The sequence below is a fragment of the Amycolatopsis sp. NPDC049252 genome, from assembly GCF_043197175.1.
GTDB lineage: Bacteria > Actinomycetota > Actinomycetes > Mycobacteriales > Pseudonocardiaceae > Amycolatopsis.
Genome location: NZ_JBICSQ010000101.1, coordinates 1 through 24,010 on the forward strand (window position 1 = coordinate 1; position 24,010 = coordinate 24,010).

The 24,010-nt window shown below is 71.6% G+C and carries 27 protein-coding genes; 6 read left to right on the forward strand and 21 right to left on the reverse strand.

Annotated elements, in window-relative coordinates; genetic code table 11:
• Positions 1-333 precede the first annotated feature (333 nt).
• The 18 genes from ACGFMK_RS44015 to hrcA form a co-directional block, all read right to left on the reverse strand.
• Positions 334-1,350, reverse strand: a complete 1,017-nt coding sequence (locus tag ACGFMK_RS44015) for a permease (protein WP_392776306.1) — start codon at positions 1,348-1,350, stop codon at positions 334-336.
• A gap of 107 nt (positions 1,351-1,457) precedes the next feature.
• Entirely contained in the window at positions 1,458-1,883 is a 426-nt protein-coding gene (locus ACGFMK_RS44020) for a hypothetical protein (protein ID WP_392776308.1), read from the reverse strand.
• Positions 1,880-2,695: an isoprenyl transferase gene (locus ACGFMK_RS44025; RefSeq protein WP_392776311.1), complete on the reverse strand. Its 816-nt coding sequence runs from the start codon at positions 2,693-2,695 to the stop codon at positions 1,880-1,882. Before ACGFMK_RS44025 ends, ACGFMK_RS44020 begins: the two co-directional genes overlap by 4 nt.
• Positions 2,696-2,737: 42 nt before the next feature.
• Complete coding sequence (gene recO / locus ACGFMK_RS44030; protein WP_392776313.1) at positions 2,738-3,499, reverse strand: DNA repair protein RecO; 762 nt, start codon at positions 3,497-3,499, stop codon at positions 2,738-2,740.
• Positions 3,500-3,548: 49 nt separating this feature from the next.
• On the reverse strand, positions 3,549-4,010 hold the full coding sequence (locus ACGFMK_RS44035; protein WP_392776316.1) for a CD225/dispanin family protein: 462 nt from the start codon (positions 4,008-4,010) through the stop codon (positions 3,549-3,551).
• Between the two features lie 72 nt (positions 4,011-4,082).
• Positions 4,083-5,174, reverse strand: a complete 1,092-nt coding sequence (locus tag ACGFMK_RS44040) for an RDD family protein (protein ID WP_392776319.1) — start codon at positions 5,172-5,174, stop codon at positions 4,083-4,085.
• Between the two features lie 186 nt (positions 5,175-5,360).
• Positions 5,361-5,810, reverse strand: coding sequence for a DUF2752 domain-containing protein (locus ACGFMK_RS44045; RefSeq protein WP_392776322.1), 450 nt, complete (start codon positions 5,808-5,810; stop codon positions 5,361-5,363).
• Entirely contained in the window at positions 5,807-6,121 is a 315-nt protein-coding gene (locus tag ACGFMK_RS44050; RefSeq protein WP_392776324.1) for a CD225/dispanin family protein, read from the reverse strand. Before ACGFMK_RS44050 ends, ACGFMK_RS44045 begins: the two co-directional genes overlap by 4 nt.
• 28 nt (positions 6,122-6,149) lie before the next feature.
• Positions 6,150-6,452: a CD225/dispanin family protein gene (locus ACGFMK_RS44055; protein ID WP_392776327.1), complete on the reverse strand. Its 303-nt coding sequence runs from the start codon at positions 6,450-6,452 to the stop codon at positions 6,150-6,152.
• Position 6,453: 1 nt separating this feature from the next.
• A complete protein-coding gene (gene era / locus ACGFMK_RS44060) occupies positions 6,454-7,350 on the reverse strand; it encodes a GTPase Era (protein WP_392776330.1) in 897 nt (298 codons plus the stop codon).
• On the reverse strand, positions 7,347-7,685 hold the full coding sequence (locus ACGFMK_RS44065) for a cytidine deaminase (protein ID WP_392776333.1): 339 nt from the start codon (positions 7,683-7,685) through the stop codon (positions 7,347-7,349). The genes era and ACGFMK_RS44065 overlap by 4 nt, the downstream gene beginning before the upstream one ends.
• Positions 7,678-9,024: a hemolysin family protein gene (locus ACGFMK_RS44070; protein ID WP_392776336.1), complete on the reverse strand. Its 1,347-nt coding sequence runs from the start codon at positions 9,022-9,024 to the stop codon at positions 7,678-7,680. Before ACGFMK_RS44070 ends, ACGFMK_RS44065 begins: the two co-directional genes overlap by 8 nt.
• 9 nt (positions 9,025-9,033) lie before the next feature.
• Positions 9,034-9,606 (reverse strand): rRNA maturation RNase YbeY, encoded by a 573-nt coding sequence (gene ybeY / locus ACGFMK_RS44075; protein ID WP_392776339.1) that lies wholly within the window; start codon positions 9,604-9,606, stop codon positions 9,034-9,036.
• Positions 9,603-10,679: a PhoH family protein gene (locus tag ACGFMK_RS44080; protein WP_392776342.1), complete on the reverse strand. Its 1,077-nt coding sequence runs from the start codon at positions 10,677-10,679 to the stop codon at positions 9,603-9,605. Before ACGFMK_RS44080 ends, ybeY begins: the two co-directional genes overlap by 4 nt.
• A gap of 90 nt (positions 10,680-10,769) precedes the next feature.
• Positions 10,770-11,129, reverse strand: a complete 360-nt coding sequence (locus ACGFMK_RS44085; protein ID WP_392776344.1) for a histidine triad nucleotide-binding protein — start codon at positions 11,127-11,129, stop codon at positions 10,770-10,772.
• Between the two features lie 519 nt (positions 11,130-11,648).
• On the reverse strand, positions 11,649-12,401 hold the full coding sequence (locus tag ACGFMK_RS44090; protein WP_392776347.1) for a 16S rRNA (uracil(1498)-N(3))-methyltransferase: 753 nt from the start codon (positions 12,399-12,401) through the stop codon (positions 11,649-11,651).
• Between the two features lie 5 nt (positions 12,402-12,406).
• Complete coding sequence (dnaJ, locus tag ACGFMK_RS44095) at positions 12,407-13,576, reverse strand: molecular chaperone DnaJ (protein ID WP_392776349.1); 1,170 nt, start codon at positions 13,574-13,576, stop codon at positions 12,407-12,409.
• 31 nt (positions 13,577-13,607) lie between these two features.
• Positions 13,608-14,630: a heat-inducible transcriptional repressor HrcA gene (gene hrcA / locus ACGFMK_RS44100; RefSeq protein ID WP_392776351.1), complete on the reverse strand. Its 1,023-nt coding sequence runs from the start codon at positions 14,628-14,630 to the stop codon at positions 13,608-13,610.
• 240 nt (positions 14,631-14,870) lie between these two features.
• On the opposite strand from hrcA, the gene ACGFMK_RS44105 reads away from it, so the two are divergent.
• Genes ACGFMK_RS44105 through ACGFMK_RS44120 form a run of 4 tightly spaced genes read left to right on the forward strand, consistent with a single transcriptional unit; the run spans position 14,871 to position 17,285 of the window.
• Positions 14,871-15,275, forward strand: coding sequence for a YbaB/EbfC family nucleoid-associated protein (locus ACGFMK_RS44105; protein ID WP_392776354.1), 405 nt, complete (start codon positions 14,871-14,873; stop codon positions 15,273-15,275).
• Positions 15,275-15,595, forward strand: a complete 321-nt coding sequence (locus ACGFMK_RS44110) for a type VII secretion target (RefSeq protein WP_392776356.1) — start codon at positions 15,275-15,277, stop codon at positions 15,593-15,595. The genes ACGFMK_RS44105 and ACGFMK_RS44110 overlap by 1 nt, the downstream gene beginning before the upstream one ends.
• A complete protein-coding gene (locus ACGFMK_RS44115; protein WP_392776358.1) occupies positions 15,592-16,794 on the forward strand; it encodes a hypothetical protein in 1,203 nt (400 codons plus the stop codon). The genes ACGFMK_RS44110 and ACGFMK_RS44115 overlap by 4 nt, the downstream gene beginning before the upstream one ends.
• Positions 16,791-17,285, forward strand: coding sequence for a hypothetical protein (locus tag ACGFMK_RS44120; RefSeq protein ID WP_392776360.1), 495 nt, complete (start codon positions 16,791-16,793; stop codon positions 17,283-17,285). The genes ACGFMK_RS44115 and ACGFMK_RS44120 overlap by 4 nt, the downstream gene beginning before the upstream one ends.
• On the opposite strand, the gene ACGFMK_RS44125 is transcribed toward ACGFMK_RS44120, so the two are convergent.
• Positions 17,282-18,136, reverse strand: a complete 855-nt coding sequence (locus ACGFMK_RS44125; protein ID WP_392776362.1) for an aldo/keto reductase — start codon at positions 18,134-18,136, stop codon at positions 17,282-17,284. The genes ACGFMK_RS44120 and ACGFMK_RS44125 overlap by 4 nt on opposite strands.
• A gap of 75 nt (positions 18,137-18,211) precedes the next feature.
• The gene (locus tag ACGFMK_RS44130) at positions 18,212-19,702 is read right to left on the reverse strand and encodes a CoA-acylating methylmalonate-semialdehyde dehydrogenase (protein ID WP_392776365.1); all 1,491 of its coding nucleotides are present in this window, start codon (positions 19,700-19,702) and stop codon (positions 18,212-18,214) included.
• 134 nt (positions 19,703-19,836) lie between these two features.
• Here ACGFMK_RS44130 and ACGFMK_RS44135 point away from each other — a divergent pair, with 134 nt between their 5' ends.
• A complete protein-coding gene (locus ACGFMK_RS44135; protein ID WP_392776368.1) occupies positions 19,837-21,474 on the forward strand; it encodes a PucR family transcriptional regulator in 1,638 nt (545 codons plus the stop codon).
• Between the two features lie 28 nt (positions 21,475-21,502).
• Entirely contained in the window at positions 21,503-21,862 is a 360-nt protein-coding gene (locus tag ACGFMK_RS44140; RefSeq protein WP_392776371.1) for an SSI family serine proteinase inhibitor, read from the forward strand.
• A gap of 93 nt (positions 21,863-21,955) precedes the next feature.
• Here ACGFMK_RS44140 and ACGFMK_RS44145 read toward each other — a convergent pair whose 3' ends face one another.
• Positions 21,956-23,389 (reverse strand): DUF4153 domain-containing protein, encoded by a 1,434-nt coding sequence (locus ACGFMK_RS44145; protein ID WP_392776374.1) that lies wholly within the window; start codon positions 23,387-23,389, stop codon positions 21,956-21,958.
• Positions 23,390-24,010 lie beyond the last annotated feature (621 nt).

The following is a 24,010-nucleotide window of genomic DNA, read 5'->3' on the forward strand; positions in this document are numbered from 1 at the left end:
CGAACACGAGACCCACTCCGCCCGCACCAACCCGCCTCCTCACCACCAGAAGCGCAGCCGCCTGCGGTCGCCGACCACCGGAAGCCAGGCTCAGCGGCCGGGCCGGTTCCGCCGATACGCCGCCGAACACGAGACCCACTCCGCCCGCACCAACCCGCCTCCTCACCACCAGAAGCGCAGCTGCCTGCGGTCGCCGACCGCTCGAAGCCGAGCCTGGCCGCTGGAATCGCCGGCCGGAATGCGGCAGGCACGCGGCCGGCCCGCCACCGAGAGTCGAGCTGCCCGCGACCGCTCGCCACCGGCACGGTTCGCGGACGGGTTGGCTGTTCGGGTTCATGCCAGCCCCACCACCAGTCCGGTCACCACCGCGCAGGCCGCCGCCACCACGAAGGTCACCGGGGCGAAGCGGACCGCGAACGACCTTCCGAACGTGCCCGCCTGGAGGGCGAACAGCTTGACGTCGACCGCCGGGCCGACGACCAGGAACACCAGCTTCGGTAGCAGCGGCAACGCCGTCAGGGACGCCGCCACGAACGCGTCCGCTTCGCTGCACAGCGCCAAGACCACCGCGAGCACCGCCATCACCACGATGCCCAGCACCAGCTGATCCCCCAGCACGCCGAACCACTTCGCCGGGACCAGTACGTTCAGCGCCGACGAGATCAGCGCGCCCAGCACCAGGAAACCGCCCGCCTCGACCAGGTCCGTGCGGGCCGTCTCGGCGAACACGCGCCAGCGCCGGCCGCCCTCGACGTCCGGCAGGCGGCGCAACGCGCGCTCGGTGATCCAGGCGAGCTTGCCCCAGCGGGCCCACAGCCAGCCCATCACCATCGCCGTGGCCAGCGAACCCGCGAAGCGGGCCAGCACCATCTCCGGCTTGCCCGGGAACGCGACCGCGGTGGCCACCAGCACCACCGGGTTCACCGCCGGCGCGGCCAGCAGGAACGTCAGCGCCGCGGCCGGGGCCACACCCTGGCCCATCAGGCGGCGCGCCACCGGCACCGACGCGCACTCGCAGCCCGGCAAGGCGACCCCGGCGAGGCCGGCGACGCCGACCGCGGCACCGGCCCGCCGCGGCAGCACCTTCTCCAGCACGCGCGCGGGCACGAACGCGGCGATGGCGCCGCTGATCAGCACGCCCAGCACGAGGAACGGCAGCGCCTGCACGCACACCGCGACGAACACGGTCGAGCCGGTGCGCAGCGCCGGCACGTCGAACAGCTGCTGCAGCCGGCCTTGGCCGAGGATCGCGACCAGCAGGATCGCGCACAGCACTTCGACCGAGCTGACCCGGAACCGGCGGGTGCGCCGCCGGCCGGTCTCGGTGGCAGGTTCGGAAAGGGTGTCCACGACGGCGATGATGCCAGGACGCCACGACCCCAGGAGACCCGCACAGGCCGCGAACGGCCGATTACGGTCCGTTTCGAACCGCGATGGACCGTTCGCGTCGAAAAAGGCTACTCCGCGGGCAGGATCCCCGGCAGGTCGGTCCGCAGCTGCGACGCCGTCGACACCACGAGCATCAGCAGCGTTCCCAGCGCCGCCTCGTCGAGGCCCACCGCCGGGAACGCGTAGCGCAGCGTGACGTCGACGCCGTTGTCGGAGTGGCCGACGCCGAGCGTGCCGAACAGCCCCTGGCCGGCCCGCTCCGCGACCGCGATGGACAGCTCCGGCGCGTCCGCCAGGTCCCAGCCGACCACGCAGGTCAGGCTCAGCACGGTGAGTCCCTCGCCGAGCCGGGTCGCCTGGATGACGCACGGGACGTCGCCGTGGGAGAACGTCAGCGCGCCGTCGTCGTCGACGTGGACCTCGAGGTAACGCTCCAGGGCGCCCTTCGCGCTGGTCAGCAGCTCCGCGGTCTCGGCCGCTTCGGTGGCGCTCATGACGACGAGGCCTGGTCGACGGCCGCGCCGAAGCGGCGGTCGCGCTTGGCGAACTCCAGGCAGGCCCGCCACAGGTGGGTCCGGTCGAAGTCGGGGAACAGCGTGTCCTGGTAGACCATCTCGGCGTAGGCCGACTGCCACAGCAGGAAGTTCGACGTCCGCTGCTCCCCCGAAGGGCGCAGGAACAGGTCCACGTCGGGCATGTCCGGCTGGTACAGGTACTTGCCGATGGTCTTCTCGGTGACCTTGTCCGGGTTCAGCTTGCCGTCGGCGACGTCGCGCGCGATCCGCTGCATCGCGTCGCCCAGCTCGGCGCGGCCGCCGTAGTTGACGCACATCGTCATGTTCAAAGCCGTGTTGTGCTTGGTCTTCTCTTCGGCCGCCTGCAGTTCCTTGATCACCGACGCCCACAGCTTCGGCCGGCGCCCGGCCCAGCGGATGCGCACGCCGATCGAGCCCAGGTAGTCGACCTGGCGGCGGATCGTGTCGCGGTTGAAGCCCATCAGGAACCGCACCTCTTCGGGGCTGCGCTTCCAGTTCTCCGTCGAGAACGCGTAGACCGAGAGCCACTTGACGCCGATCTCGACCGCGCCGGCGGCGACGTCGATCATCACCGCCTCGCCGCGCTTGTGGCCTTCGATCCGCGGCAGGCCGCGCTGGTTGGCCCAGCGGCCGTTGCCGTCCATGACCAGCGCGACGTGCTTCGGCACCAGTTCACGCGGGATCTCCGGGGGCACCGCCCCGGACGGGTGCGGATCCGGGGCACGCAGCTCGGATCGCGACGCCTTGTTCTCGCGTCCCCTGCGCAACACGGCGGGCCTCCCTGGATGGGTGAAAATCGATCAGGCCCGACCCTACTGCCCGCGTACCACAGGCTCCCGGGCACGTCGCTCGACCAGGGGAAGGGACCGGAGCTGACGCTCCAGATGCCACTGCAGATGGGCCGCGACCAGGCCACTCGCGTCGCGGCGGGTGCCGGGCAGGGTCGACTCGGCCATCGTCCATTCGCCGTGCAGCAGGGCGGTGAGCAGGTCCAGGACCTCGGGCGCGGGGTGCACGGAGCCGGGGACGCGGCAGTCCTGGCACATCGAGCCGCCGGCCGCGACGCTGAACGCGACGTGCGGGCCGGGCAGGCCGCAGCGGGCGCACTCGGTGAGCGCGGGCGCCCAGCCGGCGTAGGACATCGCGCGGAGGAAGAACGCGTCGAGCACCAGGGAGGCGTCACGTTCCCCCGCGGCGAGCGAGCGCAGCGCGCCGCAGACGAGGAGGTAGAGCTTGAGCACCGGCTCGCCCTCTTCGGCCGAGAGCCGGTCCGCGGTTTCGGCGATCGCGCTGGCCGCGGTGTAGCGCTGGTAGTCGGCGACCAGCGGCAGCGCGAAGGCGTCCACGGTCTCGACCTGGGTGATCACGTCCAGCGTGCGGCCGGTGTAGAACTGCACGTCGACGTGGCCGAACGGCTCCAGCCGGGCCCCGAAGCGGGACGAGGTGCGCCGCACGCCCTTCGCGACGGCACGCACCTTGCCGTGCCGCCGGGTCAGCAGGGTGACGATCCGGTCGGCTTCACCCAGCTTGTGCGTGCGCAACACCACCCCGGTGTCGCGGTAGAGGTTCACCACCCCGACATCGTCCCACTTGCGGGCGACGCCGGGGTGGACCGACCCGGGTTCAGCAGTAGTAGCCGGTGCAGTAGGCCGTCGTGGCGGTGGCGATGGCGACGATCCAGATGATGATCGCGGTCACGCAGCTCAGGCCGCCGATGATGGTGGCGATGAGGCAGAGCGTCTTGGTCGTCTTCGACGCCTGCTCCGCCATCATGTAGTTGCCCTGCATCTTGTACGTCTGGACCTCGTTGGACTTCATGATCGCGAAGATCGCGAGGATCCAGAAGAGGAAGATGCAGCCGATCGCCCAGCCCTTGTAGTCCTTGATCTGGTTGATGTCGCCACCACCGGGGCCGTACCCCGGGGCGCCGAAGCCGCCGGTGGGCGGCTGGCCGTAGGGCGCGGGCTGGCCGTACGGCGCGGGCATGCCCCCGGACGGCGGCCCGTAACCCGGCTGCTGCGGGAAACCGCCCGACTGCGGCTGCTGACCGTAGGGCGGCTGCTGCTGCCCGTAGGGATTGGTCATGAACGTCTACCCCAACTACTCGTGAACTTCCGCCGGAAACCCGGCGGTGGTGCGGAAAGTCGTGTGCCGCGGCTACTGCTGCGGCGGCTGGCCGGGCTGCTGCGGCGGCTGCTGCCCGAACTGGCCCGGCTGGAGCTTCTGGGTCGCCTCGGCCTCACCCTGGGCCTCGGGACGCAGCATCTGGGTGCGCTCCGCGCCTTCGCCGAACGGCGAAGCACCGGTGTCCGGACCGGCGCCGGGGCGGAGCATCTGGGTGCGCTCGGCGCCTTCGTCGAAGGCACTCTGGCCCGGGGGCGGCGCCAGTGGCTGGCCGGGCTGGCCGAAGCCGCCGGACTGGGGCTGCTGCTGGAAACCGCCGGACTGCGGCGGCTGGCCGAAGCCACCCGGCGCGGGCTGCTGCGGGAAGCCACCGGACTGCGGCTGGTCGAACCCGCCGGACTGCGGCTGTTGCGGGAAACCGCCGGACGGCGGCTGGCCGAACTGGCCGGGCTGCTGTCCGGCCGGCGGGTAGCCGCCGCCGAACGGCTGCGCGCCGGGCTGTCCCGCTCCGGGCTGGCCGAAGGGCGCGGCCGCACCGTCGGCGTTGACGACGACGGTGCCGACGATCTTGTCGGAGAGCGTCTGGGACTTGTCGTCCCACAGCGGCCAGAGGTAGCCGACGTAGCAGATGATGCCGTCCACGAAGTGGGCGAGGTCGCGCACGAACGCCATGCCGGCGCCGATCGGCTGCCCGGTGCTTTCACCGACGAGCTTGATCTTCGTGACGCGCTTGCCGAGCGACTGGCCGGTGTTGCCCTGCTGGATCCAGCGGTTGTAGATCGTCCAGCCGATCTGGGCCACCCAGCCGATCCCGCCGACGACCAGCAGGGGCGAGGGGTCCTGGGCGATCACGGCGATGAGACCGCCGAGGATGTAGAGCACGAAGACCGGGGCGATGTCGATGATCAGCGCGAGGGCGCGCTGACCCCAGTTCGCGTAGTTCGCGGGCGGGCCGAAGGGCGTGCCCTGCTGGCCGAACGGAGCCGGCTGCCCGAACGGTGCCTGCTGCCCGTAGGGCGCCTGCTGCCCGTACGGCGGCGGCGCCTGGCCCGGCTGCGGCTGTCCGAACGGCTGCTGGCCGCCGGGCTGCTGCCCGAAGGACGGCTGGCCGTAGGGATCGGTCATGTGGGTCTCCCCCTCGCTGGTCACTCCACCCGCACACCTCATGCGGAACCGGCCCGAATGTACGGCACGGTCCGCGGGAGCGTACTCGGTTCGCGTTCGCCCGCGCGTGTCAGGCGTCCACTGTCCGGGTGAACGTAGCGAAGCTCCGACGCATTACACGGCGCGCCGGTTCCCCTCCGTTGCGATTCAGACGCGCAAACCGGTGAACGGGGCGAACGGGAGGTTGCGAACGACGAACCAAACGGCGAACGCGAGGCCGACGGCGAGCGGGGTCCAGCGCCAGTGCAGCCAGCTGTTCACCCAGCGGCCGCGCAGCCGCCCGACCGTCCAGGCGGCGGTGCTCCAGACGAAGAGCAGCACGAAGACGAACGAGAGGGCGTTGTAGTGCAGGGCCGCGGGGATGTCGCCGTGCATCAGGCTGTAGGCCATCCGCATGCCGCCGCAGCCCGGGCAGTCGATGCCGAACAGCGCCTTGGTCGGGCAGACGGGAAGCCAGCCGCCGGGGGTGGTGGGGTCGCCGATCCAGACGGCCGCGCAGCACAGGCCGAGCCCGCCGGCGACGGCCATCGGGGCGCTCAGGGCGCGCAGCGTGGCCCTGGTCCCCTGGGCCGGGAATCCCGTGTAGACGGTCGTCATGTCGCCAGCCCCCAGAACGAGGCGCCGACGGCCACGAACATCACGATGAAGAACACCACGTAGAGCGCGATCAGGATGCCGAAGGAGATCGCCGACCACATCGCCCACTTGCGGGCTTCGTCGGCGGCCTTGTGCGCTTCGGCGTGGTACCCCTGGAACCACAGGGTGTTGACCTGGTTCGCCTTCACGATGGCGACGATACCCAACGGCAGGCAGCACAGCACCGTCGCCAGGATCGCCCAGATCAGGTTGTTCTCCGGGGGTGGCCCGTAGTTCGGCTGCCACCCGTAGTACGGGTACTGCTGGGTCACCGGGTTCTCCTCCTGCCGCCGACGTTCCTCAGTGGGACGCGGCGTCGTCGAGCAGCGTTCCCAGCAGCAGGATGCCGCCGACGACCACGAGGATCCAGAGCACCACGCCGACGACGGCGCCGATGATCGCCCAGCGCCGCGCGGCACCGGCCGCGTTCCGGGCGGCGTCCGGGTCGCCCTGGGCCCAGAGCCGCTCCACCTTGGCGGCCTGGAAGATCGAGACGATCCCGAAGGGCAGGCAGATGATCGCGGCGACGATGCCCCAGGCCAGGTTGCTCGAGGGCGGGGGCCCGGGGTTGTAGTCGGCGGGCGGGTGCGGGCGCTCGGTCACGTCAGAACCCGAGCCGGCGCAGCTGACGGGGGTCGCGCTGCCACTCCTTGGCCACCTTGACGTGCAGGTCGAGGTAGACCTTGGAGCCGAGCAGCGCCTCGATGTTCTTGCGGGCGGTGGCGCCGACCTCGCGCAGCCGCTCGCCCTTGTGCCCGAGGATGATGCCCTTCTGGCTCGGCCGCTCCACGTAGAGGAACGCGTGCACGTCGATGAGGTCGTCGCGGCCTTCGCGCGGCAGCATCTCCTCGACGGTGACGGCGATCGAGTGCGGCAGCTCGTCGCGGACGCCTTCCAGCGCCGACTCGCGGATGAGCTCGGCGACCAGCGTCTGCTCGGGTTCGTCGGTGAGCTCGCCGCCCGGGTAGAGCTGTGGGCCTTCGGGGAGCTTCTGGACGAGCAGGTCCGCGAGCGCGCCGACCTGGAAGCCGTCCACGGCGGAAACCGGGATCAGCTCGGCGAAGTCCATCACGCCCTGCAGCGCCAGCAGCTGCTCGGCGACCTGCTGCGGCTGGACCAGGTCGGTCTTGGTGACGATGCCGATGACCGGGGTGCGCTGGGCGATCTTCTGCAGCTCGGCGGCGATGAACTTGTCGCCGGGGCCGATCTTCTCGTTGGCCGGCACGCACAGGCCGACGACGTCCACTTCGGACCACGTCGTGTGCACGATGTCGTTGAGCCGCTCGCCGAGCAGGGTGCGCGGGCGGTGCAGGCCGGGGGTGTCGATGAGGACGAGCTGGGCGTCCTCGCGGTGCACGATGCCGCGGATCGCGTGGCGGGTGGTCTGCGGCTTGCTCGACGTGATGGCGACCTTGGTGCCCACGAGCGCGTTGGTCAGCGTCGACTTGCCCGCGTTGGGCCGGCCGACGAAGCAGGCGAAGCCGGAACGGTGTTCGGTCATCGGTTCAGCACCTCGAGCACGGTTCCGGACGGGTCGGCGAGGATGATCGGCGCGTACTTCGCGATGTCGCGGATCGCGTGCCGGGAAGCTTCCTTGAGCAGACCTTCGCCGGTGACTACGGCGGCCGCTTCGATGCCTTCGGCGCCGCTGGACAGCGCGGCGGCGACGGCGGCCTGCAGCGCGGTGAGCTTGAACGACGGCTGGTCGACCGTGCCCGCCGCGTAGGTGCGGCCGTCGGTGTCGCGGACCGCGGCGCCTTCGGACGCCTGGATCCGGGCGCGCGAGGACCGGGCGAGGGTGACCAGTTTCTGGTCCTCCGCCTCGAGGTCAGGCATGTTCGACGCTCCTGTCGCGTTCGTCGGGGTGGGGCAGGCGCGTGCGGCGCCGGGAGGTCCGGTCCGCCGGGTCGGTCATCGCCTCGGCGGTGACCGGGTGCACCACCACGGAGGTGATGCGCATCCGGCCGCGCCGGTCCTTGCCCCCTTCGGCGAACAGCCGAAGGCCGGCGACCTCGGCTTCGGCCCCCGGTAGCGGGACCCTACCCAGTCGTTCCGCGAGCAGCCCGCCCACGGTCTCCACGTCGTGGTCTTCGAGGTCGATGCCGAACAGCTCGCCGAGGTCGTCGACCCCCATCCGGGACGACACGCGGACGGCGCCGTCTTCGAGCTCCTCGACCTCGGGGCGTTCGTCGGCGTCGGACTCGTCGGTGATCTCGCCGACGATCTCCTCGAGGACGTCCTCGATGGTCAGCAGGCCGGCGGTGCCGCCGTACTCGTCGACGGCGATGGCCATGTGGTGGTGCGAGCGCTGCATCTCCTTGAGCAGCTCGTCGAGCCGTTTCGAGTCGGGGACGAAGGACGCCCCGTTCATCACGGTGTCGACGACGGTGCTCGGGCCGTCCGGGTCCAGGTACCCGGACATGAGGTCCTTGATGTTGACGACGCCGACGATGTCGTCGACCGACTCGTCGATGACCGGGAGCCGGGTGAAGCCGGTGCGCAGGGCCAGCGCCAGTGCCTGCCGGACGGTCTTGGTGCGCTCGATCCAGACGATCTCGGTGCGCGGCACCATGACCTCGCGGGCGATGGTGTCGCCGAGCTCGAACACCGAGTGGATCATCTCGCGCTCGGAGTCCTCGACGACGCCGCGTTCCTGGGCGAGGTCGACGAGCTCGCGCAGCTCGACCTCGGAGGTGAACGGGCCTTCGCGGAAGCCCTGGCCGGGGGTGATGGCGTTACCGATGAGGATGAGGAGGCGGGACAGCGGGCCGAGGACCGAGCCGAGGACGCGGACGGGCCCGGCGACGTAGCGGCCGATGCGGTAGGGGTGCTGGCGGCCGAGGGTGCGCGGGCCGACGCCGATGAGGACGTAGCTGACGACGATCATGACGACCGCGGTGACCAGCACGGCGAGGCCGAGCGGCTGGAGCCGGGTGCCGACGAAGACGGTGACCAGCACGGTGGCGGTGAGCTCGCAGCCGAGGCGCAGCAGGAGCAGCAGGTTGATGTGCCGCCGCCGTTCGCCGACGACCGCGGCGAGGTGGCGGGCGCCGGGCAGGCCCATCCGGGCGAGGCCGTCGGCCCGGGCCTGGGACACGGTGCTGACGGCGGCGTCGGCCGCCGCGAACACGCCCGCGAGCAGCACGAGCGCGATCGCGAAGAGGAGCTGGACCATGGCTGACGCCTAGGGCGCGTCTCCCGCGGGCGGCGCGGGGCTCGGCTCGGCGCTCGCGTCGAGCCCGGCGATGCCGAGGACGCGGTCGTCGGTGTTGCGCTGGGCGTTCTGCTTCTCCAGCGCGGCGACGGCGTCCTGGTACTCGCCGAGGATGCGCTTCTGGAGGCCGAACATCTCACGTTCCTCGGCGGGCTCGGCGTGGTCGTAGCCCAGGAGGTGGAGGCAGCCGTGGACGGTGAGCAGGTGCAGCTCGTCGATCAGGCCGTGGCCCGCCGTCTTGGCCTGGTCCTTGGCGAACGCCGGGCAGAGCACGATGTCCCCGAGCAGCGCCGGCGACGCGTCGGGCGCGTCCGGGCGGCGGGAGGAGTCGAGCTCGTCCATCGGGAAGGCCATCACGTCGGTGGGGCCGGGCAGGTCCATCCAGCGTTCGTGGAGGTCTTCCATGACTTCGAGGGTGACGAGGAGGATGGACAGCTCGGCGAGCGGGCTGACCTCCATCTTGTCGAGGGCGTAGCGGGCCGCGGAGACGATGGACGTCTCGTCGACGTCGACGCCGGACTCGTTGGCGATTTCGATGCTCAACGCCGGTTGCCCTTCCAGCCGTTGCCCTGCTGCTGGTCCTGGGCGTCCTGCACGGCCTGCCACTTCTCGTAGGCGTCGACGATGTCGCCGACGAGCTTGTGCCGGACGACGTCCTGGCTGGTCAGTTCGGAGAAGTGGAGCCCTTCGACGCCGCCGAGGATTTCGCGGACGACACGGAGGCCGCTGCGCTGCCCGGTGGGCAGGTCGACCTGGGTGATGTCGCCGGTGACGACGATCTTGGAGTCCTGCCCGAGGCGGGTGAGGAACATCTTCATCTGCTCGGGCGTGGTGTTCTGGGCCTCGTCGAGGATGATGAAGGCGTCGTTCAAGGTCCGGCCGCGCATGTAGGCCAGCGGCGCGATCTCGATGGTGCCCGCCTGCATGAGCCGCGGGATCGACTCGGGCTCGACCATGTCGTGCAGCGCGTCGTAGAGCGGCCGCAGGTAGGGGTCGATCTTCTCGTTGAGGGTGCCGGGCAGGTAGCCGAGGCGCTCGCCGGCTTCGACGGCCGGGCGGGTCAGCACGATGCGGGTGACCTGCTTGGCCTGCAGCGCCTGGACGGCCTTCGCCATGGCGAGGTAGGTCTTGCCGGTGCCGGCGGGGCCGATGCCGAAGACGACGGTGTGCTTGTCGATGGCGTCGACGTAGCGCTTCTGGTTGAGCGTCTTGGGCCGGATGGTCTTGCCGCGGCGGGAGACGATGTTGAGGCTGAGCACTTCGGCGGGCGAGGCGTCACCGCTGCTCAGCATGCCGATGGTGCGGCGGACCGTGTCGGGTCCGACCTGCTGGCCGCCGGTGGCGAGGGTGACGAGGTCGGCGAAGACGCGTTCGGCGAACGCGACGTCGGCGGGCGCGCCGGTCAGGGTGACCTCGTTGCCGCGCACGTGCACGTCGGCGGCGAGGAGTTCCTCGGCGACACGCAGGTTCTCGTCGCGGGAGCCGAGCAGGCTGAGGGCGGCGGCGTCGGGGATCGGGAACCGGGACTGGGCCGCCTGGGCGGTGGTGTCGTCGGTCTTGGGGACGTCTCCGGGGACGTCGGGTCGGGCGGCTCCACCCGGTGCGGTTCCGGCCACGTGGCCTCGGCCCTGCTTTCTCGGTGAGGGACTACTGACCCCACCGATGCTACTGGCACCCCCCGACAAGACGCAGGCCGGTTTCCCGACTCACCCCGCGTGAGCTCCGAAGAAGCCGAGAGACTCCCCACCCAGGACATGAGCGTGCACGTGGAACACGGTCTGCCCGGCATCCCCATCGGTGTTGAACACAACCCGGTACCCACTCCCGAGGATGCCTTCAAGCTCGGCAACCTTACGAGCAGTAGCAACAACATCACTCAGGAGCGACGGATCACCGGCGGCCAGCTCGGCCAGGTTCCGATACCGCTTCTTGGGCACGACGAGCACGTGAACGCGAGCCTGAGGCCGAATATCCCGAAACGCAAAGGTGGTGTCGTCCTCATAGACGACATCGGCAGGGATCTCACCAGCAATGATCCGCTCGAAGAGCGTCTCGTCCTCACTCATGGGAAGAACCCTATCGACCGCCGGACCCAACGCGCACCTGGACGGACGACACACGTACACAGCCGGACGACACGCGTACCTGGCGGGACGACACGCGTACCTGAAGGGACGACACGCGTACCTGGCGGGACGACACGAGGCGCAGGGCCGAAGGCCCGAGCAAGGCAAAGCGCCTTTTGAACAAGGGAAACGCAAAAGCCGCGGGGGGTCCGGGGGCTTGCCCCCGGCTGGGGGTCTGGGGGTTTGACCCCCAGAAGACACACCGAAGCGAAGTGGCAACTGACGGAGCGAAGCGAAGGAAGATGCCGCGCAGCGGCGGATCCTGGGGGTCGATCCGCCGCTAGCGCGGCTCCGCCGGACCGAGGGGGGAGGTGCCCGGCGGGGTCTGTGCTTTCCCAGTGGCGCGCCGAAACACTGTGTGGCGCGTTAGTAAACGAGAGTAACGGGTCGGAGTGTGATCGCGCCATAACTGGGCGCAAAATCCAGCCCCTTTTTTCGGGGTGATCTTTTCAGTGCCGGTCAGTGCCACCGGGTGGTGAGGGCGCCCAGCGCGCCGAGGGCGACGGCCGCGGCGGTGGAGGTGCGCAGGACGGTGGTGCCGAGGCGGACGGCTCGGGCGCCGGCTTCGCGGAGGGTGTGGAGCTCGTCGTCGGTGATGCCGCCTTCGGGGCCGACGACGAGGAGGATGTCGCCGGTGTCGGGCAGGGTCAGGTCGGTGAGCCGGTCCGGGACGTCGGATTCGAGGACGATGACCAGTGACATCGTGGTGGCGAGGCCGGCCAGCTCGCGGGTGCCGACGGGTTCGGTGACGTCGGGGACGTGGGCGCGGCGGGCCTGTTTCGCGGCGGCGCGGGCGGTGGCGCGCCAGCGGGCCAGTGCCTTGTCGCCGCGGCCGCCGTCGTCCCACTTGGCGACGCTGCGGGCGGCGCGCCAGGGGACGATGGCGTCGGCGCCGGCCTCGGTGGCGAGTTCGACGGCGAGTTCGCCGCGGTCGCCCTTGGCGAGGGCCTGCGCCACGACGACGCGCAGTGCGGGTGGCTGCTCGGTCCAGCTCTCCTCGACCGTGAGGGTCACCAGGGCGTCGCGGCCGGGCTGGACGGCGTCGACGACGCAGCGGGCCATGGTGCCGGCGCCGTCGGAGAGGACCAGCCGCTCCCCCGCGCGCAGGCGGCGGACGGTGGCCGCGTGCCGGGCTTCCTCGCCGTCGAGGACCGTGGTGCCGCTGGTGGGCACCACGGAAGCGAGGAAGACCGGCAGGGTCGTGTCGGGCACGGGGCTCAGCGGTGGTTCTTGGCGCGCAGCTTGGAGAAGAGGCCGCCGTGCTTGTTGCCGTTGGACGCCAGCGTCGGGACCTCCTCGCCGCGCTGCGTGGCGAGGTCCATGAGCAGCTCGCGCTGGGCTTCGTCGAGCTTGGTCGGGACGACGACGTCGATGTGGACGTGGAGGTCGCCGCGGCCGTCGACGCGGCCCGAGGAGCGCAGCCGGGGCATGCCCTTGCCGGTGAGCACCAGCTCGGCGTTGGGCTGGGTGCCCGGCTCGACGTCGAGCTCGTAGTCGCCGTCGACGAGCGTCGCGATGGGGACGGTGGCGCCGAGCGCGGCCGTGGTCATCGGGATGCGGAAGTTGCAGTGCAGGTCGTGACCCTGGCGGACGAAGACCTCGTGCGGGGTCTCGTCGATCTCGACGTAGAGGTCGCCGGCCGGGCCGCCGCCGGGGCCGACCTCGCCCTGGCCGGACAGCCGGATGCGCATGCCGTCGCCGACGCCCGGCGGGATCTTCGCGGTGACGTTGCGGCGGGCGCGGATGCGGCCGTCGCCGCCGCACTGGCGGCAGGGGTCGGGGATGACCTCGCCGAAGCCGCGGCAGACCGGGCAGGGGCGGGCCGTGACGACCTGGCCGAGGAAGGACCGCTGGACGGACTGGACCTCGCCGGCGCCGCCGCAGGTGTCGCAGGTCTTGACGCCGGTGCCCTCGGTGGTGCCCGCGCCGCGGCAGAGGTCGCAGACGATCGCGGTGTCGACGGCGATCTCCTTGTCCACGCCGGTCGCGCAGTCCTCGAGGGACAGGCCGAGCCGGATCAGGGCGTCGGAGCCGGGCTGGACGCGGCTGCGCGGGCCACGGCCTCGCCCGCCGCCCCCGCCGGCCGCGCCGAAGAAGGCGTCCATGATGTCGCCGAGGCCGCCGAAGCCGGCGAACGGGTCGCCGCCGCCCGCGCCGCCGCGGCCGCCGCCGTCCATCGGGTCGCCCCCGAGGTCGACGATCTTGCGCTTCTGCGGGTCGGACAGCACCTCGTAGGCGGTCGTGACCTCGCCGAACTTGTGCTGCGCGTCCTCCGACGGGTTGACGTCGGGGTGCAGCTCTCGGGCCAGCTTCCGGTACGCGCGCTTGATGTCCTGGTCGCTCGCGTTCTTCGCCACCCCGAGGATGCCGTAGTAGTCCCTCGCCACCGTCTCTGCTTCTCCTTCTGCTCTGCCCGGCTCAGCGGCCGGACAGGATCTGACCCACGTAGTTGGCGACCGCGCGCACCGCGGCGATCGTGCCGGGGTAGTCCATCCGGGTCGGGCCGACCACCCCCATGCCACCGAGCACCGTGTCCTGGCCGTAACCGATCGAGACGACCGAGGTGCTGCGCATCTGCTCGTCCTCATTTTCCTCACCGATGCGCACGGTGATCGCACCGGGGTTGCGGGTGGCGGCGAGCAGCTTGAGGACGACGACCTGCTCCTCGAGCGCTTCGAGGACCTGGCGCAGGGAGCCGGGGAAGTCCGCGACGTTGCGGGTGAGGTTCGCCGTACCGCCCAGGACCAGGCGTTCTTCCGGGTGCTCGGCCAGTGACTCGACCAGGACCGTGCAGACGCGGATGAGCGCGTCGCGCAGGTCGCCGGGCGACTTGTCGGGCAGTTCGGCGACGCGCGCGGCGGCCTCGTTGAGCCGCCGCCCGGACATCGCGCTGTTGAGCACCGTGCGCAACCGCGCGACGCCGTCCTCGGTGATGACGTCGCCGAGGTCGACGGTCCGCTGGTCGACGCGGCCGGAGTCGGTGATGAGCACCAGCATGAGCCGCGCCGGGGTGAGCGGCACCACTTCGAGGTGGCGCACCGCGGCGTTGGTCAGCATCGGGTACTGCACGACGGCGACCTGCCGGGTCAGCTGCGCGAGCAGCCGGACCGAGCGGCGCAGGACGTCGTCGAGGTCGGTGCCGCTGTCGAGGAACGTCGTGATCGCGCGGCGCTCGGCCGCGCTCAGCGGCTTGATCTCGGACAGCCGGTCGACGAACAGGCGGTAGCCCTTGTCGGTCGGGATCCGGCCGGCGCTGGTGTGCGGCTGCGTGATGTAGCCCTCTTCTTCGAGGGTGGCCATGTCGTTGCGCACGGTCGCGCTCGACACGCCCAGGTTGTGCCGCTCGACGATCGTCTTGGAGCCGACCGGCTCCTGGTTGGACACGTAGTCGGCGACGATCGCGCGCAGCACGTCGAAGCGTCGCTCGTCCGCGTTGGCCACCGTTCCTCACCCACTTCGCTCGCTGCTCATGCCGAGTTTACGGAAGCCTGAGCCGGTCGTGCTCAACACGGCCCGCTCGGGCCCGGGTAAAGAACGGACAAATGAATTCCCATGCGTTGTTCCCCGGAAAAAACTTCGGGTTGTCAGTGGAACCGAAACCGGGTTTGCTGCCTCTGATCCGCATGCCCTCCCCCGACATTCGAGGTCGCCGTGAACACAGTTGAACCCGCTTCGGCCGGTATGCCCGAAATCGTCCGGCGCGCCGCGGAGGCGAAGGCGCGGCTCGAGCACATCTCGGCGACGGCCACGAGCGCCGACGGCGCCGTCACGGTGACCGTCAACACCAGCGGTGCGCTGCAGGAACTCACCTTCGGCCCGCGTGCCGACGAGCTGCCCCGCACCCGGCTCGCGGCGGCCGTCGTGGCCACCGCGAAACGCGCCCAGCTGCAGGCGGCCCAGCAGCTCACGAGCGTGATGGCACCGGTGATCGGCGCGGACAGCGACGCCATGAAATTCCTCCGGGAACAGATTCCGGAGCCCGAACTGCCCGAAGAGGAATCACCCCGGGAATTCGCCCGCAAACCGCCGCCCCGGCCGGGTGACGACGAGGACTTCGGCGGCCCGATCCTGCGCCGGGAGCTGTGATGACCGCCATGAAGGTCGACTTCGACGTCCTCGGCGGCCACGAGGACGAGATCCGCGAGATCGCCGGAAAGGTCCAGCAGGCGCTCGACGCCGCGGGCAGCGCGCAGGCGCTCGACTTCGACGCGTTCGGCATCGTCGGGCAGGTCTTCGCCGTCCCGATCCAGGCGTGGGTCGACACCGCCGACAGCTTCCTCGGCTCGGCCGTCGAAGCCGGGCACGACGTCGCGGACCGGGTGAAGACCGCGCACACGGCGTTCCGCGACCACGAACAGACCACGAAGAGCCTGATCGAAGGCATCGGCAAGGAGCTGCCGGCATGACCGAGACGCAGGAGAACCCCCTCGTCGCGACCAGCGAGTCCGCGGGCGGCTTCTGGAGCGGGATGGGCGACGGCTCGAAGGGCGAGCTGGACAACGTCAACGCCCAGACCGGCGGCGCGGGCATCTTCAGCGACGCGGCCTCGACGCTGACCGACGCCCGCAACGGCGACTGGGGCAACCTCGCCATGGACGTCGGCACGGACGCCCTCGACCTGCTCGGCGCCGCGATGGACCCGCTCGGCACGCTCGCGAGCGCGGGGGTCGGCTGGCTGATCGAGCACATCAGCTTCCTCAAGGACGGCCTCGACAAGCTGGCCGGCAAGCCCGAGGCCGTCACCGCCAAGGCCGTGACCTGGTCGAACATCGCGAAGCAGCTGACCGAGACGGCCGAGCAGTACGAGCAGCAGGCCAAGAAGGTCGGCCAGTCGTTCAGCGACTGCGGGTCCGCGGAGGCCTACCAGCGGACGGCGGAGAGCTACGTCGGCGTGCTGCGCGGCGCGGCTTCGCACGCCGGCGACGCGTCGACCGCGATGAACGTCGGCGCCGCGCTGGTCGGCACCGAGCGCGGGCTGATCCGCGACATGATCTCGTCGTTCGTCGGCGAGCTGATCGTCAAGGCGCTGGCCGCGCTGGCCGCGTCGTGGTGCACTTTCGGCGGGACGATCGCGGCGTTCATCGCCGACACGGTCGTCGAGGGCGGGGTGCTCGCGGAGAAGATCAGCACGCGCATCACGAAGGTCGTCGAGAAGCTCGAGAGCCTGGCGAAGGGCGCGGGCAAGTCGAAGGCGGCCCTGGAGGGCGCGGCGAACGCGCTGAAGAAGGTGGGCAAGGGCGTCGACAAGCTGGTGGACAAGAGCGTCGACACGGCCGCGGGCATCGAGCGCAAGGCGAACGAGCTGAAGCAGGCCGGCAAGGAGGCGAAGTCCGCCGAGGAGACGGCGAAGGGCTGGAGCGACGGGGCGAAAGAGCATGTCCCCGGCCGCGAGAAACTCGAGGGCCCGGGCAAGTACTCCGAGGAGGGCCGCAGTGTGCTGAACCAGCACAAGGTGCTCGACCCCGACGAAAAGGTCCACTGGAACACCGCCGACACCGTCGGCGTGGCGACCGAGGGCCGCCGCCAGGAGAACGAGCAGATCGACCGCTACCACGAGGGCCAAGAGGCCTACGAGAAGGAACACCCCGAAGGCGAGGGCGAGTGATCGAGCAGGCCGAGGTGGAGCTGGCCAACCGCAACGGGCAGCTCCACCCCGCCCAGCGCGGGAAGCTGCTCGACCTCAACTTCTGGGCCGCGGCGGTGCTGGCGGTCGCCGGGCTGGTGGTCGCGGTGCTCATCGCGACGGTGGCCGACACGGCGGGCGAGGTACTGGGCACCGTCGTCCCGATCCTGGCGCTGACCGCCTGGTTCGCGTACGTCTGCTGGCGGCGGCTGGCCGACGCCGGCGGTGGGCGGCTGCTCGCGGTCACCGGCTGGACGCACGACTTCGACACCGCGCGGCTCACCGACGAGTACCCGATCGGCCTGCACCACAGCCCGGCCGGGTTCAAGAGCGTCGAGACGTTCAGCCTGCGTGCCGGCGGCCGGACCTACCCGCTGGAGCGGAAGCTCCGCGAGCGGATCCAGCCGGACCGCACCAACACCGTCTACACCACGCCGCGGTCCAAGATCCTGATCAACGTGCTCCCGGCTTAGGCGGCCGCCGCGCTCAGCGCTTCGAACTCGGCGTCGGTCAGCTCGATGTCCGCCGCCGCGATGTTGTCCTCGACGTGCGCGACCGACGACGTCCCGGGGATCGGCAGCACCACCGGCGAGCGCTTGAGCAGCCAGGCCAGCGCCAGCTGCGACGGCGACGCGTCGTGCTCCTTGGCCAGCGTGCTCAGCGGGCTGTCCGGGCCGGCCAGGGCGCCGGTGGCCAGCGGGAACCACGGGATGAACGCGATGCCGTGCTCGGCGGCGTGGTCCAGCAGCGGCTCCGCGTCGCGCTTGGCCAGGTTGAACATGTTCTGCACGGACACGATCTCCGCGGTCTTCTGCGCCTCCTGCAGGTCCGCCACGCCGACCTCGGACAGGCCGATGTGCCGGATCTTGCCCTCGTCCTGCAGCTTCTTCAGCTCACCGACCTGCTCGGCCACCGGGACCTTCGGGTCGATCCGGTGCAGCTGCAGCAGGTCGATCCGCTCGAGGCCGAGGTGGCGCAGGCTCAGCTCGACCTGCTGGCGCAGGTACTCGGGGCGGCCGACCGGGACCCACTGGTCCGGCCCCTGCCGGGTGAAGCCGGCCTTCGTCGCGATGACGAGGTCGTCGGCGTACGGGTGCAGGGCCTTCTTGAGCAGCAGGTCGGCGACGAACGGGCCGTAGACGTCGGCGGTGTCGATCAGCGTGACACCCAGCTCGACGGCGCGCCGCAGCACGCGGACGGCCTCGTCGGGGTCCTTCGGGTCGCCCCAGACGCCGGGCCCGGTCAGCTGCATCGTGCCGTACCCGAGCCGGGTGACCGGCAGGTCTCCGCCGATCGTGAACGTACCGGAGTTCTTGGCGCTCATCTTTCGTCCCATCGTTGTCCGGGGGTACTCCCTCGGTGTCAACCCGCGGAGTACCCCGGACAATCCCGGATCACGTCAGGAGTTGCGCGGGAACCCCAGGTTCACCCCGGCGTGCGACCGGTCGGGCCAGCGCGAGGTGACGACCTTGGTGCGGGTGAAGAAGTGGAAGCCCTCCGGCCCGTACGCGTGGCTGTCGCCGAACAGGGAGTCCTTCCAGCCGCCGAACGAGTAGTAGCCGACCGGCACCGGGATCGGGACGTTGACGCCGACCATGCCGACCTCGACCTCGTTCTGGAACCGCCGCGCGGCCGCGCCGTCGCCGGTGAAGATGGCCGTGCCGTTGCCGTACGGGTTGGCGTTGATCAGGTCCAGCGCGTCGTCGTAGGACGCCGCGCGCGCCACCGACAGCACCGGGCCGAAGATTTCGTCGGTGTAGATCGACATCTGGGGCCGCACGTGGTCGAACAGCGTCGGGCCGAGCCAGAAGCCGTCGCCGGGCACCTCGACACCGCGGCCGTCGACGACCAGTGCCGCGCCCGCCTCGACCCCGGCGTCCACATAGGACTCGACGCGCTCGTGGTGGGCGCGGGTGACCAGCGGGCCCATCTCGGACTCCGGGTCGCGGCCGTCGCCGACCTTCAGCCCCGCGATCCGCTCGGCGATCTTGGCGACCAGCTCGTCGCCGACGGGGTCGACGGCCACCACGACCGACACGGCCATGCAGCGCTCCCCCGCCGAGCCGAACCCGGCGGACACCGCGGCGTCGGCGGCCAGGTCGAGGTCGGCGTCGGGCAGCACGACCATGTGGTTCTTCGCGCCGCCGAGCGCCTGGACGCGTTTCCCGTTGCGGGTGCCGGTTTCGTAGACGTAGCGCGCGATGGGCGTCGACCCGACGAACGAGATCGCCTTGACGTCGCGGTGCTCCAGCAGCCCGTCGACCGCGACCTTGTCGCCGTGCAGCACGTTGAGCACGCCCGCGGGCAGCCCGGCCTCGGCGAACAGCTCCGCGAGGAACACCGCCGCCGACGGGTCCTTCTCACTCGGCTTGAGCACGACGGTGTTGCCGCAGGCCAGCGCGTTCGGGACGAACCACAGCGGCACCATGGCCGGGAAGTTGAACGGCGAGATCACCCCGACCACCCCGAGCGGCTGGGCGATCGAATAGACGTCGACGCCGGTGGAGGCGTTCTCGCTGAAACCGCCCTTGAGCAGCTGCGGGGCGCCGCAGGCGTACTCGACGTTCTCGATCGCGCGGGCGATCTCCCCGGCCGCGTCCGACTCGACCTTGCCGTGCTCGCTCGTGACGATCTTCGCCAGCTCGTGCCTGCGCGCCGAGAGCAGCTCGCGGAAGGCGAACAGCACCCGCGTCCGGCCGGCCAGCGACGTCCCGCGCCAGCCCGGCAGCGCCGCCGACGCGGCCGCGACGGCCTGGTCGACCTCGGCCTGCCCGGCGAAGTCGACCTGCGCGCGGACCTGGCCGGTGGCGGGATCGAACACCTCCCAGGAACGCGCGGGAGTGCCGGTGAACGACTTGCCGTCGATCCAGTGGGTGATGCGGTCGGTCACGACGGGCACTCCTTCGCTCGGGGACGTCCCTGCGAGTGTCCGGGCGGGCGCCACGCGGACACCATCGGCAACGTGTACGTCAGTTGGCCTCCGGCCGTACAGTCTGTCCCTGCCGATCATGCCGGGGAGGTTCCGTGTACCCGACCGTGGCCGAGGTGCTCGCCCTGCCGGTGCTGCGCCAGGGCCGCCCGCACGTCGTCGCGGGCGCGGCCGGGCTGGACGCGCCCGTGCGCTGGGCGCACGTCGCCGAGGTCGCCGACATCGCGCACCTGCTGCGCGGCGGCGAGCTGGTCCTGACCACCGGTGTCGCGCTGCCCGACGACGGCCCGTCGCTCGCCCGCTACGTCGCCGACCTGGCCGGGGTCGGCGCCGCGGGCGTGGTGATCGAGCTGGTCCGGCACTGGAGCGACAAGCTGCCCGCGGCCCTGGTCGACGCCGCCGACCGGCACGGGTTCCCACTGGTCACGCTCTCGCGCGAGACGCGGTTCGTGAGCGTCACCGAGGCGGTCAACGGCCAGATCGTCGACGCCCAGGTCGCCGAGCTGCGCGCCGCCGAGCGCGTCCACGAGACGTTCACCGCGCTGACCGTCGCGGGCGCCGAACCCGGCGTCGTGCTGGGCGAGGTCGCGCGGCTCACCGAGCAGCCGGTCGTGCTGGAGACGCTCTCGCACGAGGTGCTGGCCTACGACGCGGCCGGCGTGGACCCGGCCGAGCTGCTCACCGGCTGGCCCGCGCGGTCGCGGGTGGTCCAGGTCGGCGAGCGCACCGGTTACCACCCGGGCGCGGGCTGGCTGGTCACCGTCGTCGGCGCGCGCGGCCACGACTGGGCCCGGCTGATCGTCGTCTGCGCCGACCAGCCGCCGCACCGCCACCGCGTGGTCGCCGAGCGCGCCGCGTCCGCGCTCGCCGTGCACCGGCTGGTCGCGAAGGACTCCGACGGTCTCGAGCGGCAGGCCCACCGCGCGGTGCTCGCCGAGCTGCTGAGCTCGCCCGCGCCGTCGGCGGAGCTGCTGGCCAGAGCGTCCGCGCTCGCCGTGCCGCTGACCGGGCGGCAGCTGGTCGGGGTGGCCGTGCGGCCGCGGCTGACCGGCACCGGGCGGCCGGCGTTGTCGACCCCGCCGGTGCTGCGCGAACTGGCCGAGGCGACGGCGCTGGCCGCGCGCCGCGCGAAGGTGTCGGCGCTGGTGGCGACCGACGACACCGGCGTCCGGGCGCTGATCGCGCTGTCCCCCGAGGCGAACGCCGACGCGGTGCTGCAGCGGCTCGCCACCGACGTCCACGACGCCCGGTCGAGCGCGCCGGGTGTGCTCGCCGTCGGCACCACGGTGCTGTCGCCCGCCGAAGCCGGCCGGACGCTGCTGGAGGCCGGGCAGGTCGCGGCCGCCGCGCTGGGCGCGGGCGAGGAACGGGTGCTGCACCGGCTGTCCGACGTCCGGCTGCGCGGCCTGCTGCACCTGCTGTCCGGGGACGAGCGGGTCGCCGCCTTCGCGACCCGTGAGCTGGGGCCGCTGCTGCAGCGGGACGCCGCGTCGGGCAGCCGGCTCGTGCAGGCGCTGCGGCACTACTGCGAGCAGGGCGGCAACAAGTCGGCGGCGGCCGCGGCGGCCCACACCTCGCGGACGGCGTACTACCAGCAGCTCGCCCGGATCGAGCAGGTCCTGGGCGTCCGGCTGGAGGAGCCGGAGTCGATGCTCTCGCTCTACGTCGCGCTGCTGGCGCTGGACCTCACCCGGCCGAGCGAAGAAGACTCACCCGGACGTGCAGCACAGTGATCGACTTCGGCCTGCCGATGAGACCGATATGGCCTTCCCTCTGTTCGCCACCTGCCTGCTGAGCCTGAGCTGCCTCACCCCCGCGCAGCCGGCGTCGACCCTGCAGCTGACCAGCCACGACTCCGCCAACCGGATCGGTTCGGTCGTGCTGACCTGTGAGCCGACCGGGGGCACGCACCCGAAACGGGAGCGCGCCTGCGCCGTGCTCGAGGGCGTGAACGGCGACTTCTCCCGGATCACCGCGCGGCACCAGGCGTGCACGCTGATCTACGCCCCGGTGGACGTCTCGGCCGTCGGCACCTGGCGCGGGAGGCCGGCGTCGTACCGCGCGACCTACGCCAACCGCTGCGAGGCCGACCGCGACTCGGACGGCGTCTTCGCGTTCTGACGGTTTTCGCGCGCGGGAGCCGCCGGGCCGCCCCCACGACGGCCCGGTGGCTCCCGCTCGACGTAGGGACCACGCGCGAGCGGCCCGTTCGGTTCAGCCGCAGCGGCCGACCGGGACGTCACGGGCGGTGGCGCGGCTGAGGTTCCAGGCGGGCCAGCCGTCCGGGGTGTCGTGGCCGAGCATCTGGCGCAGCCCGCACGAACGCTCCGGCTCGGGCAGCCGCGCCGCGACGACCGGGACGGCGTCGGCGGAAAACCCGTACAGGTACCCGCGGTCCAGGGGCTTCCCGGCGTCGGCGCGGTCGAGGTTGGCGTCGGCGATGAGGCGTTCCGGATCGAGGACGGCGAGGACCAGCAGCGCCGCGGCGGCCGTGCCGATCGCGGCGCGGGGCAGCCACGTCGAGCGCAGCTTGACCAGGGAGGCGCCCACCAGCACGAAAACCGCGCCGAACCAGAATTCGCAGACCTCGACGAGCAGGCGGAGCACGGTGAAGCCGTAGGCCTGCTGGTAGGTCCACATGCGACTCAACGCGGACCCGACGAGCACCAGGCTCAGCGCGCTGAGCGCCCCCAGCAGGACACGCTGGCGGAGGCGGTCGGCCTTCGTGGCGTCGGGGGCCCAGCGCAGCGCGGCGGCGACGATGGCCAGGGTCAGCACGGTGACCGCGCAGAGCTGCCAGAAGCCGCCGCGGGCGTACTCGGCCGCGGTCAGGCCGCTGGTGCGCAGGACGTAGGCGGTGCCGCCGAACAGCACGACCAGCCGGACCCCGACCCAGACGCTGAAGATCAGCACGAGAACCCCGAGCGGGACCGTCCACTCCAGACCGTACTTGCTCTGATGTGGACGGCCCGACGTCGCCCGGGCCGGTGGTGCGGCGAGGAAGTAGCACGCCCCGGCGACGAGCAGCGCGGCGGCGACGAAGACGAGAAACCATCGCACGACGGTCCCGAAACTGAGCTCCGGGATCATCGCCTCGACGAGCGCGGCGAAGTCGGGATCGGCACTGGCCAGCAGCGGCACGAAGACGGCGACGAGCGCGGCGGCGGCCAGCACGGCGAGCGCGATCCGCCGCGCGACGCCGTCCCGCCGGGCGGTGAACTTCCCGATCCCCCGGCCGGCCCACGGAATCGCCCGCAGGGCTTCGAGCGGGACGGCGAACATGTCGTAGAGCACGGTGTGCACGGTCCGTTTCCCCACGACCGCAAGGGATCCGGTGAAGACGGCGGCGAGCACGCAGAGAACGAACAGCCACCCGGACGCCCGGAGTGCCCCCACGCCCAGCAGCGCGAGGGAGAGGATCGCCCACCCGGCGTTCCCCCAGGTGAGGGCGCCCGTTTGCCCCTCCCGCGCCCGCCGGTCGGCAACCACGACGGCGCCGACCACAGCCACCCCGGTGAGCAACCAGCCGACACCCGGCCGGTCGACGGTCAGCAGGAGCGCACCGACCACCCCGGCGACGGCGGCGGCAGGCAGCACGCCGGGCGGAAGCGGGACAACCGCGGACTTGGGCGGCGTCAGCGGCCGCATCAACACCGGCGGCGCGGCCACGGCCACCCCGCCACGCCCGAGCCCCACCCCGGATTCCCGCGTCGCGGCGCCTGCTCCGGACCGCGCCGAACCGGTTCCCCGACCGACCGCACCACGCCCCGTCGTTCCGGGCTCCCGCACCGCGGCACCACCGCTTTCCCCAGCACCGATGGCCCCCTCGAACCGCGCCGCACCACGCCCGGCCACCCGCCCCACAGCAGGGGCACCCTCCCCAGACTCGACGCCCGCTCCCGACTGTGCCGGATCGGACCCCTGCCCGGCCCCTCTACGTCTCACCGCTTCGAGCTCCCACTCCCCGACGCCGCCTGCCCCCGCATCAGCGGCGTCACCTCCGGACCGCGCCGCACCGCTTCCCGCGGCCGGATCCGCGCTCTCCGACATCCGGGACGCAGCCGTCCGCTTCCTACGCGGGACCCCACCACCACTGACACTGGACTTCGGCATTTCGCCCTGCTTTCTCGAAGGTCGCGTTCACGTTCGCAAATATCCATCGCCAGGCGCTCCCCAGGGTCGTGAGTGGGGCACCCCGGTTGGAAAACGTTTAACAAACACCACACCCGCCGCCCACCAACGGCGGCGCCTGCCCCCGCTCCCGCCCCC